We start from the raw sequence: 17,451 nt of genomic DNA on the forward strand, positions 1-17,451 counted from the left end.
ACCATAAATATATGTCTATGATTCGACTTACACAAAATCAAATTCAACAGAAGATTGACTTTATTAGCCAGTATCTGCAAGCGAGTAATGCCGCTACTGCCTCACAGGTAGATGCCAATGCCAATGTCACCAGTAAGAATATTGCTACCATGGAGGCGGAAATCAACAAGGATATCAATATCCAAATCAATCGAGAACTTGTCCGCCGCAAGATTGAGGAACTTTTCGGAGAGGAACTTTCCCGAGAGTATATTCGCCAGATAGAAGCGCATGAGATCTATGTACATGATGAGACTTCGCTCAAGCCCTATTGTGTTTCCATCAGTATGTATCCCTTCCTTTTAGATGGACTCATGAAGCTTGGGGGGGAGAGTCGTGCTCCAAAGCACTTGGAAAGCTTCTGTGGAGAGTTCGTCAATTTGGTTTTTGCCATCAGCTCGCAATTTGCTGGAGCCTTGGCTACGGTAGAATTTCTCTTATACTTTGATCATTTTGCAGCCAAGGACTATGGAGAGAATTACCTGGAGACCCATCCCAAGATGATAGAGAACCACTTGCAGCATGTAATCTACGCGATCAACCAGCCTGCGGCAGCCAGAGGATATCAGTCTGTCTTTTGGAATATCTCCCTATATGACGAACCTTATTTTGATAGCATGTTTGGTGATTTTGTATTCCCAGATATGAGCAAACCTTCGTTTGCCCGCTTATTCAAGTTACAACATTTTTTCCTTAAATGGTTCAATGCCGAGCGCCTCAAGGCTATACTAACCTTCCCTGTGGTAACAGCAGCTATGCTTACCTCAGAGGGTAAGCCTGTCGATAGTGCCTTTGCCGATATGTGTGCTGAGGAGCTCAGCGAAGGCAATTCCTTCTTCGTATACCAATCTGAGAGTGCTGATAGCTTGGCCTCCTGCTGTCGCTTACGCAATGAGATTTCCGATCACACCTTCAGCTACTCACTCGGGGCAGGTGGAGTGGCAACAGGGTCTATCAATGTGATCACACTAAATATGAACCGCCTTGTACAACAAAACCGCAACCTATCAGAAGAAGTACGCAAGATACACCGCTACCAAGTGGCTTTCCGCAAGCTTATAGAGGAATACAAGGCAGGAGGATTGCTTCCGGTATACGATGCTGGCTTTATCTCTCTTGACAAACAGTTTCTTACCATTGGAATCAATGGTATGGTGGAAGCCGCTGAGTATCTGGGAATTGCCCCAACCAACAACGAGCAATACAAGGACTTCGTGCACCATCACCTAAAAATCATCTATGAAGAGAACCGCAAGGCACGTGAAGTGTATGGATATATGTTCAATACTGAGTTTGTCCCTGCAGAGAACTTGGGAGTGAAGAATGCCCTATGGGACAAGAAAGATGGACTTTTCTCCCCTCGTGAATGCTATAACTCCTACTTCTATGCTGTAGAAGATACACAGGTGAATGCCTTAGACAAAATTATCCTCCACGGCAAGGAAATTATCCAATACTTGGATGGAGGGTCTGCCCTACACTTGAACTTGGAGGAAACGCCCAACAAAGAAGGCTTTCTCAAGCTGCTCAACGCAACGGCATTGGCAGGTTGTAACTACTTCTGTTTCAACATTCGTATCACAATATGCAACGAATGTAACCATATAGATAAGCGTACACTCTTTGAGTGTCCTGAGTGCCACAGCGAGAATGTGGATCACGCTACCCGTGTCATTGGCTACCTAAAGCGTGTATCTTGCTTTAGCACTGCTCGCCAGAAGGAACATGCCCTTAGACACTACCATGTACAGTGAGCAGTGAACAGTAAGCAGTGAACAGTAAGCAGTGAACAGTGAGCAGTGAACAGTGAGCAGTGAACGGTGGCGGTGAATTTTTTATGAGAAAAATTTGTCAGATAGAAAAAAAGGCGTATCTTTGCACCCGCTAAGTAACCTCTGGCGAAGGACGTGTATGTTGCTTAGGATTCACTTAATTAATTTTATATTTTTTATGGAGTCTTTATTAAAGTACGTACAAGACAATCTCATTGCTAAAAAAGATTTTCCTGATTTTTCCACAGGGGACACAATCACAGTGTACTATGAGATCAAGGAAGGTGAAAAATCACGTGTTCAGTTCTTCAGAGGTGTGGTAATCCAACGCCGTGGTACAGGAGCTACTGAGACATTTACTATTCGTAAAATGTCTGGAGAAGTAGGGGTAGAACGTATCTTCCCTATCAATATGCCTGCTATCCAAAAAATTGAAGTAAACAAACGCGGGAAAGTACGTCGCGCTCGTATCTTCTATTACCGTGAATTGCGTGGTAAGAAAGCACGTATCAAAGAAATACGAAAATAATATTTTTATTGTATTCAAAAACAGAAAAAGGTTGTCTCTTGACAGCCTTTTTTTGTAATACTAAAGACTTTCCTTATTATTCCTGACTCATGAGTAAGATTTTTATCAACGGGCTCTCGTGTATCTCCCCACAGCCTACATTTACAGAGGAATTTCCTATGACTCTCTTAGACCATAGCTTAGAGAATGTTCTCTGTGCTATAGAGCCCTCATACAAAGAATACATCTCTCCGGCAGCCAGCAGAAGGATGGCCAAGGGAGTAAAAATGGGTACCGCTACAGCCATGACATCCCTAAAGCAGGCAGGTATTTCGCTACCTGATGCCATCGTGGTAGGTACTGGTCTGGGATGTATACAGGATTCGGAGAAATTCCTCAAGGGAATCTTGGACAACCAAGAGCAGCACCTCACCCCTACCTCCTTTATCCAGTCCACTCATAATACTGTAGCTGGGCAAATCGCCCTAAACCTACAGTGCAAAGGACTGAACTTCTCCTATGTAAATGGTGCTGTTTCCTTTGAGAGTGCCCTATTGGAAAGCATACTCCTGATACAGGCAGAAGGTCTACACCATATATTGGTTGGCGCTGTGGACGAACACGCACCCCACACCATCTACCTATATGAACTCTCAGGAGCCATCAAGAGCAAAGAAGCCCTACAACAGCCCTCCCCTACTTCAGGGATTCGTATGGGAGAAGGAGCTACCTTCTTTGTCCTGAGTGATACCTTTGGCGAAGAAACCCTCGCCGAATTGGTCGATGTTACTTTCTGTAACCAATTAGAGAACAATAGTATAGAGCACTTCACACACACATTCCTCTCCCAAGAAGGGCTTGAGCTCTCGGATATAGATCTGATTGTTTCTGGTAGGAATGAAAACCAAGATGACACCCCCTATTTTGAAAACTTCGAGCGCTTGTTCCCCAATGCTACCACACTGATATACAAACACCTAACAGGAGAATTCTTCACCGCCTCCGCTATAGGAACCTGGCTGGGATGTCAGGCACTTCAAGGAAAAGAAATCCCCAAAGCCTTTTTCCTTAGAAAGAACTTAGACAAGCCTTTGCAATATGTATTACTATACAACCAATACTTAGGAAGAGAACACAGTTTAGTGTTGTTAAGAAAAAAATAACATCTTTCTTACTATTAAACTTGCTGTTGGTATTATTTTTTTTCATACTTTTGTCCTTTATTACTAAAAAATAAATTTTATGTCATTTACATTACCCCAACTTCCTTACGCTTATGAAGCACTTGAGCCTTCAATAGATGCGCGTACTATGGAAATTCACTACACCAAGCACCACAAAGCCTATACTGATAATCTGAATAATGCCATTGCAGGAACCCCTTTAGAAGGAAAAAGCATTGAGGATATTCTCCTACATTTGGACACAGAAAACAAAGCTGTTCGCAACAATGGTGGAGGATACTACAACCACAATTTGTTCTGGGAAATTCTTACTCCTAAGAAAGGAACTGCCCCAAGTGAAGAGCTGGCTAAGGCCATAGATGAGGCTTTTGGTTCTTTCGAGAATTTCAAAACGGCCTTTTCCAAAGCTGCTGCCACCCAATTTGGTTCTGGATGGGCTTGGCTTACTGTACAAAAAGGAGGAAAGGTAGCAGTATTGTCCACTGCAAACCAAGACAATCCGCTGATGCCTCATGTAGGTGGTGGTACTCCCATCTTAGGATTGGATGTATGGGAACATGCTTATTACCTGAACTACCAAAACCGCCGTGCTGACTATATAGAAGCCTTTTTTGCTATTATCAACTGGGAAAAAGTTAGCCAACTATACCACCAACATGCATAGTTTTTATTATTTTCTCTTAAATAGAAAAATTTGGCACAATTATTGATTGCATCTATAACAAATAGAAACTTTTAAAAGAAATCACCCATGAAACCTAAAAAGAACCCCAATGCTGACCTGAAAAAACGTACAGGTTTATTCTTTTCCATAGGGCTTGCTTTGGCTACTTTCGCTAGCCTATACGCTCTAAATTATCGTTCTGTAGATAAAGAAAAAGGAAAAATTGAGTTTGACAAAGTTGTAGATCTTACCGAAGATGTGAAGGACTTCACTATGGAAGAGAACACTCCTCCTCCCGCAGCTCCTCCTGAACCTCCTAAAGAGGTGGAGCCAGAAGTGATCAAGCAGGTAGACAACACGAAAAAAGTAGAAACCGATTTCAAACCCACCGATACCAACAAAGAAGACAATGCTAACACAGCTCGTCCTGAGATCAAGTCAACTGGCGGGGTTCTTGGAGGTACTGGTACTGGTGATGAAGAGATAGAAAACGATGTCCAATTCTTTGCTATCGAACAAAAACCTATGTTCGAACAGTGTAAGGGGTTGCCTAAGGAAGAACAAGAGAAATGTTTTAAGAAATCCTTGGATGCCTTTGTAAACAAAAATCTTGTCTATCCAGATGCAGCTATCCAAATGGGTTCTCAAGGACGTGTGGTGGTTCAGTTCCGTATCAAAAAAGACGGAAGTGTAGAGGTGATTAATACTCAAGGGAAAGACAAAATTTTAGAGAAAGAGGCTCGTCGTGTAATCGAAAAACTACCTAAGCTTATCCCTGGAAAACAACGTGATAGGCCAGTGGCGGTAATCTTCTCTTACCCTATTGTATTCAAGCTAAACTAATGATTTTTAGCAATTATATTTGAAAGAGGCTATCTGAAAGAAAAATTCTGTTTTTAGTAAGCAATTGCTATTCAAGAGCGAAATTATCCCAAAAACAGTATTCTAATTTTTTCAGATAGTTTCTTTTTTAAAGAGTACTCTCATGCATCAGAAACTAAAATCAGTGTTGTGGATAGGTAGCTGTGTAGCCTTAATAGCTTTGGCTGCATGGGGGATTCATGCCCTACGCAAAGGACAGTCTCATGGATTCTATATAGTAGGCAAAGCCCCTGCTTTCTGTCTTACTGATCAGCATGGACAGCATATTTGCAACAAAGATTTTGAAGGAAAGATCTGGGTGGTGGATTTCTTCTTTACCTCCTGTCCGACCATTTGTCCTGTGATGACAAGTCATATGGTTGCCGTACAAGATGCCTTTGCTGACCATAGTATCGGGATTGCCTCTTTCTCTATAGATCCCCAGGTAGATACTCCTGAAGTATTACAGACTTATGCTCGGGAAAAAGGTGTACGTTCTCCCCACTGGCACTTACTTACAGGGGATAAAAAGGAAATCTACCGTATTGCCAACGAAGGATTCAACATCTATGCGAAAGCAGGAGACACACCTGAGAATTTTGAGCATTCAGGACTCTTTGCTTTGGTAGATACTCAAGGAAACATTATATGCAGAAAAGAGAAAGGGAAACCCATTCTCTTTTACAATGGGATGACCCCAGAAGGCATAGCCATGCTTATAGAAGATATCAAAAAGTTAAAACAATAACCTTTTTATTTTGAAAAAATCCCCTGTTCAACCCAAGAAACATTTAGGTCAACACTTTCTCACCGACCTAAGTATTGCCCAACAGATAGCCAATACTTTATCCGAAGTAGGGTATGATAAAGTATTGGAAATAGGTCCCGGTACTGGGGTGCTCACCCAATTCCTTTTGGAAAAAAATATAGAAGTCTTTGTCATCGAAATTGATACAGAATCAGTAACCTATCTTGAACAACACTTCTCTAAGCTCAAAGGTCATATATTGGGAGAGGATTTTCTAAAGTTCGACATTGTAAGCCATTTCTCTAAGAAGCCTTTTGCCATTATTGGTAACTTCCCTTATAACATCTCTTCCCAGATTGTATTCAAACTATTAGAGATAAGAGACTTTGTACCTGAATTTTCAGGTATGTTCCAGAAGGAAGTAGCAGAGCGCATCTGTGAGAAGGCAGGAAGCAAGACCTATGGAATTCTCTCAGTACTTACCCAAGCCTTTTATGATACAGAATACCTCTTCACTGTAAGCGAACATGTATTCAATCCACCCCCAAAAGTAAAAAGCGGTGTGATACGCCTCAAGCGCAAAGAGAACTATGCTCTTCCGTGTGAGGAAAAACTCTTCTTCCAGATAGTCAAGACCGCTTTTGGCCAACGCAGAAAGACCCTACGCAACAGTCTCAAGTCCTTTCTAATAGAAAAAGAGTCGCTCAAAAGCGACCCCTTATTCGATAAGCGCCCCGAGATGCTCTCCGTGGAGGAGTTCATCACTCTTGCGCAATGGTTAGCCTAAAGTCTTAGGAATAGATTCCTCCATTGATATTGACCACCTCTCCTGTGATATAGCTTGCCTTCTGGGAGACAAGAAAACTCACTAAATCGGCCACTTCCTGAGCCTTGCCAAAGCGCCCCATAGGAATCATTCGGGAGAGTTCCTTCTCGTCCAAGGCTGCTGTCATATCCGTCTGTATAAAACCTGGAGCTACCGCATTAACCGTGATATTGCGCTTGGCTACTTCTTGTGCCAAAGCCTTAGTAGCTGCTACCAAAGCTCCCTTAGCCGCAGAATAATTTACCTGCCCTTCGGTACCCTTTACTCCTGAAACAGAAGCAACATTCACAATACGTCCATAACGATTTCTCAGCATTTTCTGGATAAAAAAATGCGTCACATTATAGAAACCATCCAAGGTTGTTTTCAGTACTTTTTCCCAATCATCATAGGGCATCCACATAAATAAGCCATCGCGAGTGATACCCGCATTATTGACAATCACCTCTACCAGTGCTTCTTTGTTCTGCTCTTGCCAGAGAGAGAGCACCTGCTCGGTTTGCTCCTTGTCAGTAACATCAAAACAAAGTAGCTCCGCAGTAGCTCCTAAGCGCTGTACCTGTTCAAGGGTTTCAGTTGCAGCAGAGGCATTACTCTGATAATTAATCAGTAAATGGTAGGAAGTATCCAAGGCCAGTTGTTCGCAGATAGCCCTACCTATCCCTCGAGAACCTCCTGTTATAATAGCGCATTTCTTCATTTCTACTTTTTATTAACAAACAATGATCCGTGAATAGTGTAAGAGACTGTCCGAAAAGTCCAAAAACAGTATTTTTCAAAGTTTAAATTGAATGAATATTTTAAAATTTTATTCTATTGAAAATTAGTTGTTTTGGGTTCTGTTGTAGGGGCGATTTGCAAATCGCCCTTCAGGAATAAGATTTTTCGGACAGCCCCTGAGTGATCAGTGTCATTGATTAATACAATTGAGGATATTTGATAGGATTTATCTCATTCATCATAGCATATACCTTTTCAAAGATATCCTCTGCATTGGGCTTGGAGAAATAGTCCCCATCAGAAGCATAAGCAGGTCGGTGTGACTTAGCGGTAAGTGTCTGAGGTTTGCTATCGAGATAGCGGTAAGCATTCTGATTCTCTACAATCTCCTGTAATAGATAAGCCGATGCTCCCCCTTCTACATCCTCATCTACGATCAGTAAGTTATTAGTTTTTTGGACACTCTTAACCGTATCATGATTGATATCAAAAGGAATGAGCGACTGAGCATCAATAATTTCTATACTAATATCCACCCTATCCAATTCCTTAGCGACCTGTTCTACAATACGCAAGGTAGAGCCATAGGATACCACAGTGATATCCCTACCTTCACGGATTTTTTCCACTACTCCGATAGGTGTGGTGAACTCTCCTAAGTTGGTAGGCATTTTCTCCTTAGTACGGTATCCATTGAGGCATTCCACTACAAAAGCAGGCTGATCTCCTTGCAAAAGTGTATTGTAGAATCCAGCCGCTTTAGTCATATTGCGAGGCACTAATAAATATACTCCTCTAAGGAAGTTCAGCAGCCCTGCCATAGGTGATCCAGAGTGCCAGATGCCCTCCAAGCGATGGCCACGAGTGCGGACAATCAAAGGGGCTCTCTGGTAGCCACAACTACGATAACTTAATGTAGCTAAGTCATCGGTAAGAGTCTGTATGGCATAGGGAGTATAGTCAATATATTGAATCTCAGCAATAGGGCGCAGTCCTCGCATAGCCATACCTACTCCCTGTCCTATGATAGTAGATTCTCGTATGCTGGTATCATTTACACGAGTGACTCCATACTTCTCTTGTAGACCTTCTAACCCTTGATTTACATCGCCTATCTTGCCTGTATCCTCACCAAAAGTAAGTAGTGTCGGATACTTAGCCAATAACGCATCAAAGTTATCCCTTAGTACAATACGCCCGTCCACCTCTGGAGCATCTGGGGCATATTCAGGATCTACTTTCTTTACAAGAATAGGATTTTTATCCGTCTCGCTATAGAGATGAGCACTATATTTCTCTTGCAATTTTTCCTGAAGATCACCAAGCCATTTCTTAAGATTTTCTACCGCTTCATTCTCTTCACCTACAACCCAGCGCAAGACCTTGCGAGCAGTACTTACCACATCACGATAGAGAGGGGTCTCTATTTCGGCCAAGGCATCCTTCAAGCGAGAAATCTCCAAGCTATTGAAACACTCTTTTTCCATTTCATAAAGCAAGTTAATCAGCTCTCTTTTTGCTGTTTTAATAGGAGTCTGATACTCCTGCCATGCTTTATCTCGTGCTTCTCTAACTTGTTTTTTTGCTTCTTCCTCTATAGCAGAGAGTTCCTCGGAAGTCGCTATCCCATTTTCAATCAACCACTTACGGAATTGTACATTACAATCAAACTCCTTTTCCCATTCCAGACGTTCACTACTTTTATAGCGTTCGTGAGAGCCCGAAGTAGAGTGTCCTTGTGGTTGGGTAAGCTCTGTAACATGTATCAAAGAAGGCACATGCTCGGTGCGTGCCAAGTGACCTGCCTTGGCATACGTATCCATCAGTGCAGGGTAGTCCCAGCCCTTGATAGTATATATCTCAAACCCCTTGTGATTAAAATCCCTTTGGAAGCCCTTGAGCGCCTCAGAGATACTTTCCTTAACTGTATGATAGGCCGCAGGTACCGAAATCCCATAATAATCGTCCCATACACTCATCACCACAGGTACCTGTAGTACTCCTATAGCATTGAAAGCCTCTAAGAAAAGGCCTTCACTGGTCGAAGCATTTCCTATGGTACCCCAAGCCACCTCGTTCCCATTGTTAGAGAACTGCTCACTTCCTTCTATAGAAAGGGTACGATACACCTTGGAAGCCTGAGCCAGCCCCACCAAGTGAGGAATCTGTCCGGCAGTACAGGACACATCGCTGGCTGTATTATATTGATCCACCAATCTTTTCCAGTTTCCTTGCTCATCAAGACTATGAGTGGAGAAGTGTCCGCCCATCTGGCGGCCACCACTATGGGGTTCATGGGTTATATCATTATCGGCATATATCCCCGCAAAGAACTGCTTGGGGGTATACTCGCCTATGGCCAGCATGAAAGTCTGGTCACGATAGTAGCCACTACGGAAATCTCCTTTTTGGAAAGCTCGTGCCATAGCCAATTGAGGCACTTCCTTTCCATCACCAAAGATACCAAACTTAGCCTTGCCTGTAAGGACTTCTTTACGCCCCAAGAGACTACATTCGCGACTGAGCACCGCTATAGTATAATCCTCCAAGGATTGTCTTTTCAACTCGTCAAAAGGCATACTCTGTAAAAAAGAGGTCGTTGCATCCATAAAAAATTCGTTTTCTGAAATAGAGCCCAAAAGTACATAAAAAATAATTATTTGCCAAGAAAAACTACCTAAATCTCTACTTTTAACAAATAAAAAAGGCTACTCCAAAGAGAGCAGCCTTTACCATAATCTAAAATGAAAAATTTAAACTTTTAGAATTTCAGCTTCTTTTTTAGCCAGTACTTCATCTATTTGTTTGATATACTTATCGGTAAGTTTCTGTACACGCTCTTCAGCATCTTTTTTTACATCGTCAGAAGCTTCCGTTTTCTTTATATCCTTATTAGCCTCTTGGCGAGCATTACGCACCCCTATCTTAGCTTCTTCGCTTTCTCCTTTGGCTTGTTTTACCAATTCTTTACGTCTTTCCTCTGTCAAGGGCGGCACACTGATAATGATTGTTTCTCCGTTGTTCATAGGGTTAAAGCCCAAATTGGCAACCATAATAGCCTTCTCTATAGTAGAAAGCATATTTTTTTCCCAAGGTTGTATACTGATAGTACGAGAATCCGGAGTATTGACATTGGCCACTTGGCTCAAGGGAGTCTGTGAACCATAGTAATCCACATACACACTACCAAGCATCTGAGGAGAAGCCTTTCCTGCACGTATGTTGAGCAATGATTTTTCTAGGTGGTTTACCGAACCTTGCATCGCTTCCTTAGTGCTTTCTAAAATAAAATCTATTTCTTCGTTCATAAATAGTTATTTTTGTATTTGCTACATTCTTTTTAACGCGACAAAGATACAATATTTAAGTGAAAAATAAAAAAGAGAAAGACATTTTTTTTATTTTATACTGATAAACAATATTTTACAATTAAACAAAGTTCAATAACACTTATTAACATTTTAAAATAAACTCTCTGTATATCAAGATTTTAAAAATTAAACAAAGATACACCCTTTCCTATATTTACATTTGTTTAAGAAATTATAGCGTTAAAATCACCTTAATTTAAACATGAAAAGTTCATTTTTTAACTTTAATTTAATCAAATAAGTATTGCTTATTTAGAAAATAGATGTACTTTTGTCAAAAAGTAAAAGCACTCTCTGTAAGAAATAATCCAACTTACAAGTATCTTGACAGAGGCAAACCTTCTAAATTAGATTGCTTATGAGAAAATTTTCACTCTATAATTTCCTTTCCTTATTAGTGCTAACATCTTGCCAGAACCAAGAACCAGATCTCATGATTGAGGATTTTGAATCGGCTTCTTTTGCCAATTGGACTGTCGAAGGTGATGCTTTTGGAGAGACACCTGCCCAAGGGAGTCTCTCGGGAGAGCAACCTGTGACAGGCTTTCAAGGGAGCTACTTAGCCAATAGCTTTCACAATGGAGATGATTCCCGAGGAATACTCACCAGTAAGCCCTTCCGCATAGAGCGTGACTTTATCAACTTTCTTATAGGAAGAGGGATGTCCGAGGACACCTATATAGAACTCCTTGTCGGTGAGCAGCGTGTAGCCAAATCCCATAGTCCTGTAGAGAGCGAGGCCCTACAACTGATGAGCTGGGATGTAAAAGCCTATAGGGGGCAAGAAGCCTCCTTACGCATCGTGGATAACCAGCGAGGTAGCTGGGGACATATCCTTATCGATGCGATAGAACAAAGTAATCAATATAAGAGTAACATTATGGAAAACTATACCCTTACCTATGATATCTCCCAGAAATATCTCTTGCTCCCCATAGAGGACAGTGCCCCAGAAACAAAGGTACAACTCATGGTAGAAGGCAAGGAAGTGGGAGTGGCCATGGACATTCGCTTGGCCAAAACACACATTGAATATTGGCTTCCCCTCCCTGTGGATGCCTACCGAGGAAAGAAAATTTCTTTGGTTTTCGGGCAAGCCATGAAGGGAGATATGGGCATCAGCCAAATAAAACCTTCAGATACTTTTGATCTGAACTATGATGAGCCTTATCGCCCTTACTATCACTTCACTCCCGAATATGGTTGGATGAATGACCCTAATGGAATGGTATATCACAACGGCGAATACCACCTCTTCTATCAGTACAATCCTTATGGAGTACGCTGGGGAAATATGCATTGGGGACATGCTGTAAGTGAAGATATGATGCATTGGAAACACTTGCCTATAGCACTGGCACCTGATCCATTAGGAGCTATCTTCTCAGGAAGTGCTGTGGTGGACAAGGACAACACCGCTGGCTTTGGCAAAGGGGCTATCGTGGCCTTCTATACCTCGGCTGGAGAACGACAGACCCAGTCTATCGCTTATAGTTTGGATAATGGTCGCACCTTTACCAAGTACGAACACAATCCTGTGATTGCCAATCCAAATATAGCAGACTTCAGAGACCCTAAAGTATTCTGGTATGCACCCCAAAGGAAATGGATCATGTCACTGGCCACTTCACAAACCATTACTTTTTATGCTTCTAAAAACCTTAAAGAATGGGAGCGACTTAGTGAATTTGGCCAAAATATAGGAGCTCATACGGGCGTATGGGAATGTCCAGATCTCTTCCCCCTCTCCTATGAAGGAAAGACTAAGTGGGTGCTTTTTGTCAGTATCAACCCCGGTGGTCCTAATGGAGGCAATGCTACCCAATACTTCATTGGAGACTTTGATGGTACTACCTTCACCCCTGAGGCTCTTCCCTACCCTTTGTGGATAGACTATGGTCGGGACAACTATGCAGGAGTGACTTGGAACAATATTCCTGAGAGTGATGGACGTAGGCTTTTCTTAGGATGGATGAATAATTGGGACTATGGTAATAGCGTACCTACCAAGAATTTTCGCAGTGCGATGACTCTTCCCAGAGAGCTAAGACTACAGCACAACGGATCACACCTTGTAGTGGCCAGTTTTCCTGTAAAGGAAGTAGGTGATGAACAAGATAACCAACCTATTATTATGAATAAGCTTGCAGAAAATCCCCTACCTATTGGTGCCGATTTCTATAATAATGGGTATGTGGTAAGCTTCACTGTAAAGCTCAATGCTCTTAAGGCTTTTAGATTTGCACTCCAAAATAGCAAGGGAGAAAAGATAGTGTATTATTTTGATACAGAGGAAAAAAACTTTGTTGTAGACAGAAGAAAAAGCGGTCTTACAGACTTCAGTAACAACTTTGCTGATCCCCTGATCGTAGCTCCCCTAATCCCTAAGAAAAGCTACACTATACACTTATGGGTAGATAAAGCCTCTGTTGAAGCCTTTGTAAATGGAGGAGAAGTAGTGCAGACCAATACTGTTTTCCCTACAGAGCCTTACAACCAACTATGGTTTGACCTAAGGGGAAATACTGTTGTTAGTGTAGAGAATATCACCCTTTACAAGATAAAAAATCAATAATTTCCAAAAAAGCAGAGGAATATCGATTTCCTCTGCTTTTTATTGTATCACCACTTTAAAAATATCTAAATATGAGACATAAAATCGTAGGACTGGGAGAGATTCTCTGGGATGTATTCCCTGAAAGAAAGGTATTAGGAGGAGCTCCTGCCAATTTTGCCTATCATATCTCCCAATTTGGGTTCGATGGTTGTGCTGTAAGTGCTATTGGCAACGATCCTTTAGGTACAGAGATTTTAGATAGCTTAGCCCAGAGACAACTCAACCATCTCATAGAAAAAACTGATTTTCCCACAGGAACGGTCAAGGTCAGTATCGACAACTGGGGGGTTCCTTGTTATGAGATCTGTGAAGATGCAGCTTGGGACAACATTCCCTTTACCCCTGCCATAGCAGAGATAGCCAAAGAAACTCAAGTGGTCTGTTTCGGTTCCTTAGCCCAACGACATGAGGTTTCCCGAGCTACCATTCACGCTTTCTTGGACGCCATGCCTAAGGATAGTTTGAAAATCTTTGACATCAACCTAAGATTACATTACTATACCAAAGAGGTTATCGAAAGATCATTAGAAAGAGCTGATATACTGAAAATTAATGATGAAGAGGTGGTAAAGATAGCCCAACTCTTTGGCTGGAACCTATCTGAAAAAGAAGTGTGTAAGCGCTTACTAAGTATGTACAATCTTGATATACTGATACTTACTAAAGGAACTGAAGGTAGTTGGGTACTTACCCCTAAAGAAGAGTCCTTTTTGGCAACCCCAAAGATTAGTATTGCTGATACAGTAGGGGCGGGAGATTCCTTTACCGCTGCCTTTATTGCCTCCCACCTACATGGGCGTTGTCTTAGTGCTTCCCACCAATTGGCAGTAGAGGTATCAGCCTATGTATGCCAACAACATGGTGCTATGCCACGCCTTGCCGATGCACATTTAGAACTATTTAAGTGATGTGTTCTGTAGGAGATAGTGATAAAATTTTTCAAAGATAATCTTGAACCATACGGTATATATCTGAGGATTTTGCTCAATATCTTCCCTTATAGCCTCTAAGGAAAGCCATTTCCAAGAAGCTACTTCCTCAGGGTTAATCTCAGGAGGAGTATCACTACAGCCTATAAGAACATGATCATACTCATGCTCGGTAAGACCATTATCAAAAGGAGCCTTATAGACAAAGGAGAAGACTTCCTGAAGGGGGACTTTCATACCCATTTCCTCCTGCAGGCGTCTCTCTCCAGCGGCTATATTGGTCTCCCCTGCTCTGGGATGACTACAACAGGTATTAGTCCAAAGGTTGGGAGAATGGTATTTACAGGCTGCACGCTGCTGTAGAAGCACTTCTTTTTTAGAATTGAAGACAAAAACAGAAAATGCCCTATGTAGAAGCCCCTTCTGGTGTGCCTCCATTTTCCCCATAAGCCCTATGGGTTCATCCTTTTCATTGACTAAGATTACCTGTTCTTCCATAAGTATCAGTCAATCAATGATTCATAGTTCATGCGATCACCTTTGGTAAGTCCTAACTTATCCGAAAGTCCTCCATTAATCTCCAATACATACATGGCATTCCCTTCTGAAGGACGAGATTCCTCGGAAAGAGGGGTAGCATTTTTGGCAATACTTACGATCTGCTTATTTTTATCCAAATATATGATATCCAAAGGGATATAAGTATTACGCATCCAGAATGAACGAGGTTGTTCCTCATGGAAGACAAAAAGCATTCCTTCGTTATCCTTCATTGATTTTCGGTACATAAGCCCTAATTCTGTTTCCTGTTGGGTACGGGCAAATTCTATCTGGAAAGTCTTGATCAGGGTACTATCTTTTTTGTAGAAAGAGAGATCACCTTCGTGGGTGAAAGGAGGTTCATACTCCCTTATAGGCTCATCATTAGGAATTATTTGCTGGGGAAGTGAATCTTCGGCTCCTCGTCCGAAGAAATAAGGCAATATTGTCGCCAACCCTACCAATAGAAGGCCTCCCATAAGAATATTGGTGAAATGTTTTCTGAAAAAATCCATGAATTATACAATTAGTTTTTTAAAGGGCAAAAATACAAAAAAATAATGATTAATGATTAATTTTTAATGATTAATTCCTCCTTGCCAATTCCACTCCTTTTGTTATTGATCATTAATCATTAAATATTGATGGCGTTATTATATAATTTTTCCCACAAAGAAAAGCACACACATGAGAAAAGTAGAAAGTGCTACTACTTTCAGCTGAGAGTCAAAATCCTTAGGATTCTCTACCTTTTTGACATAAAACAAATGAAATACCAAAGGAATAAAAGCAATGATGTACAATACCTTATAGCGAAACTCAAAGTTCATTACACTATAGAGCATCATCAGAAACATAGGAATAATAATAAGTAGATAATGGTAATACTTAGCTAAGGGTAGACCTATTTTGACCACTATGGTCTGTTTGCCCATTTGTCTATCATTATCTATATCTCGCATGTTATTGAGGTTCAGTACCCCCATACTCAGCATTCCACAAGCAGAGGCGGGTAACAGTACCCAAGGATCAAACTGTTTGGTATAGAGCATATAAGAGCCCATCACACTTACCCAACCAAAAAAGATAAATACAAATACATCTCCTAAGCCCTTGTAGCCATAGGCAGATTTTCCTACAGTATAGCGAATTGCTGAAAAAATAGCTCCCCCTCCCAAAAATGTAAAAAGGAGTGCCAAAACCCAATGTTCGCTAAAAGAAACTCCTATGAGCACTAAAGCCGCAATAGCGGAAAGAATAGCTGTGATGACAACTACACGCTTCATTTCAAGTAAGGTCATCGCTCCTGTCTGTATAGCCCGCTTAGGGCCTAAGCGCTGATCATTATCCGTTCCTTTTTGTGCATCTCCATAATCGTTGGCATAATCGGAAAGCACTTGGAACAATACTGTTGTCAGTAGCGCTAAAAGAAAAATAGGCCACTGAAAAGCTCCTTGTCCATAGGCAATAGCACTTCCTAATAAGATTCCAGAGAGGGAAAGAGGAAGCGAGCGCAAGCGAGCAGACTGATACAAGCTATGAAATGTAATCACAATAACTATTATTTTAGTAATACACACAATACCCCAAGCACTGGCTCGGGGTATCAAGATCTATAAATTAAACAAACTATCTCTCGGTACAGTTACATCCACCGATACCTTGGAACATGTCGATTCCGAGAGTAATCATATGAGAACCAGAGTTATACGAACGTATGGTGTTCAGGTTGAGGTTGTACCCATAAGCGAAGTAAAACACCCCTTTCTTCAGTCCCAACATAGGCCCTACAGAAAGTGGCTTGAAGGCCTGATCATTCACAAATCGAGCAGTGGCTCCTACCCAGTAATAGTCCTCAAAATCAAACCAACGGAACTTTACATTCGCATCGGTTAGAGAGCGGCTATCCCCCTCTCTGTATTGCACAAATACAGAGGGCTCTATCTCCAAGATACTGCTGGGAGTACGCTTATAACGGTACCCTGCGTATAGATTATAGTTTCTTAGGGTAGTAGGCTCTTTTACATCGAACATCTCTTTGTTCTTATTCAGGATATTCGTCGCTGCCAAGCTGGCAAAAATACCCTTATAACGATAGAGTACCCCTACCTCAAAGTTGTGATTAATCATCGCTCGGTTATCCGTTACAGCAGCATCCGCTCTAGGACGCCCTGCCTCGGTGAACTTATCGATATCTATACGGAAGGCATTGACCAAGTAAGAGATCCCAAACGATACAAAATGGCTATCGTAACTATCCAAGGTCAAGTGATGCGAGAAAGTAGCCTTCGCTCCCATCTGCTTGGTGTATCCATTTCGGTCATTATACAAGCTCAACCCCAGTCCACTGCGATTCCCCAAGCGCATATCGCCCGATAAGCTCTGGTAGTCCGGTGCCTCCTTGAGACCCACCCATTGGCTGGTTGCCGATAGGCGCACCCGTACGTTGTTTCCTATACCCGCATAAGTGGGCATAATCAAAAATTCACTGTCGGCCAAGTACTGATTCCCTGAGGGTAATTGCAACTCTTGTCCAAACACACTCGGCATGCCCATAAGCACACATATGTATAACGCTAGTTTTTTCATCATCCTTTTTTTAAAATTTATTTATAAGCTCTCAGTGGTCAGTTGTCAGTTATTGAAAACTGACAACTGATAACTGACAGCTG

General features: G+C 41.7%; 16 protein-coding genes. 9 read left to right on the forward strand and 7 right to left on the reverse strand.

Annotated features, from left to right (window positions below):
- Positions 1-17 precede the first annotated feature (17 nt).
- The 7 genes from nrdD (at position 18) to rsmA (ending at position 6,563) form a co-directional block, all read left to right on the forward strand.
- On the forward strand, positions 18-1,793 hold the full coding sequence (nrdD, locus tag CGC50_RS04285; RefSeq protein ID WP_095909828.1) for an anaerobic ribonucleoside-triphosphate reductase: 1,776 nt from the start codon (positions 18-20) through the stop codon (positions 1,791-1,793).
- Positions 1,794-1,989: 196 nt separating this feature from the next.
- Positions 1,990-2,340, forward strand: coding sequence for a 50S ribosomal protein L19 (gene rplS / locus CGC50_RS04290; protein ID WP_002670037.1), 351 nt, complete (start codon positions 1,990-1,992; stop codon positions 2,338-2,340).
- Positions 2,341-2,429: 89 nt separating this feature from the next.
- Positions 2,430-3,482 carry a beta-ketoacyl synthase chain length factor gene (locus tag CGC50_RS04295; RefSeq protein ID WP_095909829.1) on the forward strand — a complete coding sequence of 351 codons (1,053 nt, stop codon included), beginning with the start codon at positions 2,430-2,432 and terminating at the stop codon, positions 3,480-3,482.
- A gap of 79 nt (positions 3,483-3,561) precedes the next feature.
- Positions 3,562-4,167, forward strand: a complete 606-nt coding sequence (locus tag CGC50_RS04300; RefSeq protein ID WP_095909830.1) for a superoxide dismutase — start codon at positions 3,562-3,564, stop codon at positions 4,165-4,167.
- Positions 4,168-4,254: 87 nt separating this feature from the next.
- Positions 4,255-5,010, forward strand: coding sequence for an energy transducer TonB (locus tag CGC50_RS04305; RefSeq protein ID WP_095909831.1), 756 nt, complete (start codon positions 4,255-4,257; stop codon positions 5,008-5,010).
- 142 nt (positions 5,011-5,152) lie between these two features.
- Positions 5,153-5,776, forward strand: a complete 624-nt coding sequence (locus tag CGC50_RS04310; RefSeq protein WP_095909832.1) for an SCO family protein — start codon at positions 5,153-5,155, stop codon at positions 5,774-5,776.
- A 10-nt stretch (positions 5,777-5,786) separates the two neighbouring features.
- Complete coding sequence (gene rsmA / locus CGC50_RS04315) at positions 5,787-6,563, forward strand: 16S rRNA (adenine(1518)-N(6)/adenine(1519)-N(6))-dimethyltransferase RsmA (RefSeq protein WP_095909833.1); 777 nt, start codon at positions 5,787-5,789, stop codon at positions 6,561-6,563.
- Between the two features lie 4 nt (positions 6,564-6,567).
- Here the strand turns inward: rsmA and fabG are convergent, their stop codons facing one another.
- The 3 genes from fabG to frr all read right to left on the reverse strand — a co-directional run bounded on the left by fabG (position 6,568) and on the right by frr (position 10,630).
- A complete protein-coding gene (gene fabG / locus CGC50_RS04320; protein ID WP_095909834.1) occupies positions 6,568-7,302 on the reverse strand; it encodes a 3-oxoacyl-ACP reductase FabG in 735 nt (244 codons plus the stop codon).
- Positions 7,303-7,519: 217 nt separating this feature from the next.
- Positions 7,520-9,931 carry a thiamine pyrophosphate-dependent enzyme gene (locus CGC50_RS04325; protein ID WP_095909835.1) on the reverse strand — a complete coding sequence of 804 codons (2,412 nt, stop codon included), beginning with the start codon at positions 9,929-9,931 and terminating at the stop codon, positions 7,520-7,522.
- A gap of 144 nt (positions 9,932-10,075) precedes the next feature.
- Positions 10,076-10,630 (reverse strand): ribosome recycling factor, encoded by a 555-nt coding sequence (frr, locus tag CGC50_RS04330; protein WP_095909836.1) that lies wholly within the window; start codon positions 10,628-10,630, stop codon positions 10,076-10,078.
- Positions 10,631-11,051: 421 nt separating this feature from the next.
- Between frr and CGC50_RS04335 the strand changes: the two genes are divergently transcribed.
- Together CGC50_RS04335 and CGC50_RS04340 are read left to right on the forward strand one after the other, a co-directional pair.
- Positions 11,052-13,268, forward strand: coding sequence for a GH32 C-terminal domain-containing protein (locus tag CGC50_RS04335; protein ID WP_095909837.1), 2,217 nt, complete (start codon positions 11,052-11,054; stop codon positions 13,266-13,268).
- A 71-nt stretch (positions 13,269-13,339) separates the two neighbouring features.
- Positions 13,340-14,218: a carbohydrate kinase family protein gene (locus CGC50_RS04340; RefSeq protein WP_095909838.1), complete on the forward strand. Its 879-nt coding sequence runs from the start codon at positions 13,340-13,342 to the stop codon at positions 14,216-14,218.
- Here CGC50_RS04340 and idi read toward each other — a convergent pair.
- The 4 genes from idi to CGC50_RS04360 form a co-directional block, all read right to left on the reverse strand.
- Positions 14,207-14,737: an isopentenyl-diphosphate Delta-isomerase gene (idi, locus tag CGC50_RS04345; RefSeq protein WP_095909839.1), complete on the reverse strand. Its 531-nt coding sequence runs from the start codon at positions 14,735-14,737 to the stop codon at positions 14,207-14,209. The genes CGC50_RS04340 and idi overlap by 12 nt on opposite strands.
- A gap of 5 nt (positions 14,738-14,742) precedes the next feature.
- Positions 14,743-15,294 carry a DUF192 domain-containing protein gene (locus CGC50_RS04350; protein ID WP_095909840.1) on the reverse strand — a complete coding sequence of 184 codons (552 nt, stop codon included), beginning with the start codon at positions 15,292-15,294 and terminating at the stop codon, positions 14,743-14,745.
- 138 nt (positions 15,295-15,432) lie between these two features.
- Positions 15,433-16,332, reverse strand: a complete 900-nt coding sequence (gene menA, locus CGC50_RS04355; RefSeq protein WP_095911281.1) for a 1,4-dihydroxy-2-naphthoate octaprenyltransferase — start codon at positions 16,330-16,332, stop codon at positions 15,433-15,435.
- A gap of 76 nt (positions 16,333-16,408) precedes the next feature.
- Positions 16,409-17,368 (reverse strand): PorP/SprF family type IX secretion system membrane protein, encoded by a 960-nt coding sequence (locus tag CGC50_RS04360; protein ID WP_095911282.1) that lies wholly within the window; start codon positions 17,366-17,368, stop codon positions 16,409-16,411.
- Positions 17,369-17,451: the final 83 nt, after the last annotated feature.

It is taken from the genome of Capnocytophaga gingivalis (assembly GCF_002302415.1).
Taxonomy (GTDB): Bacteria; Bacteroidota; Bacteroidia; order Flavobacteriales; family Flavobacteriaceae; genus Capnocytophaga; species Capnocytophaga gingivalis.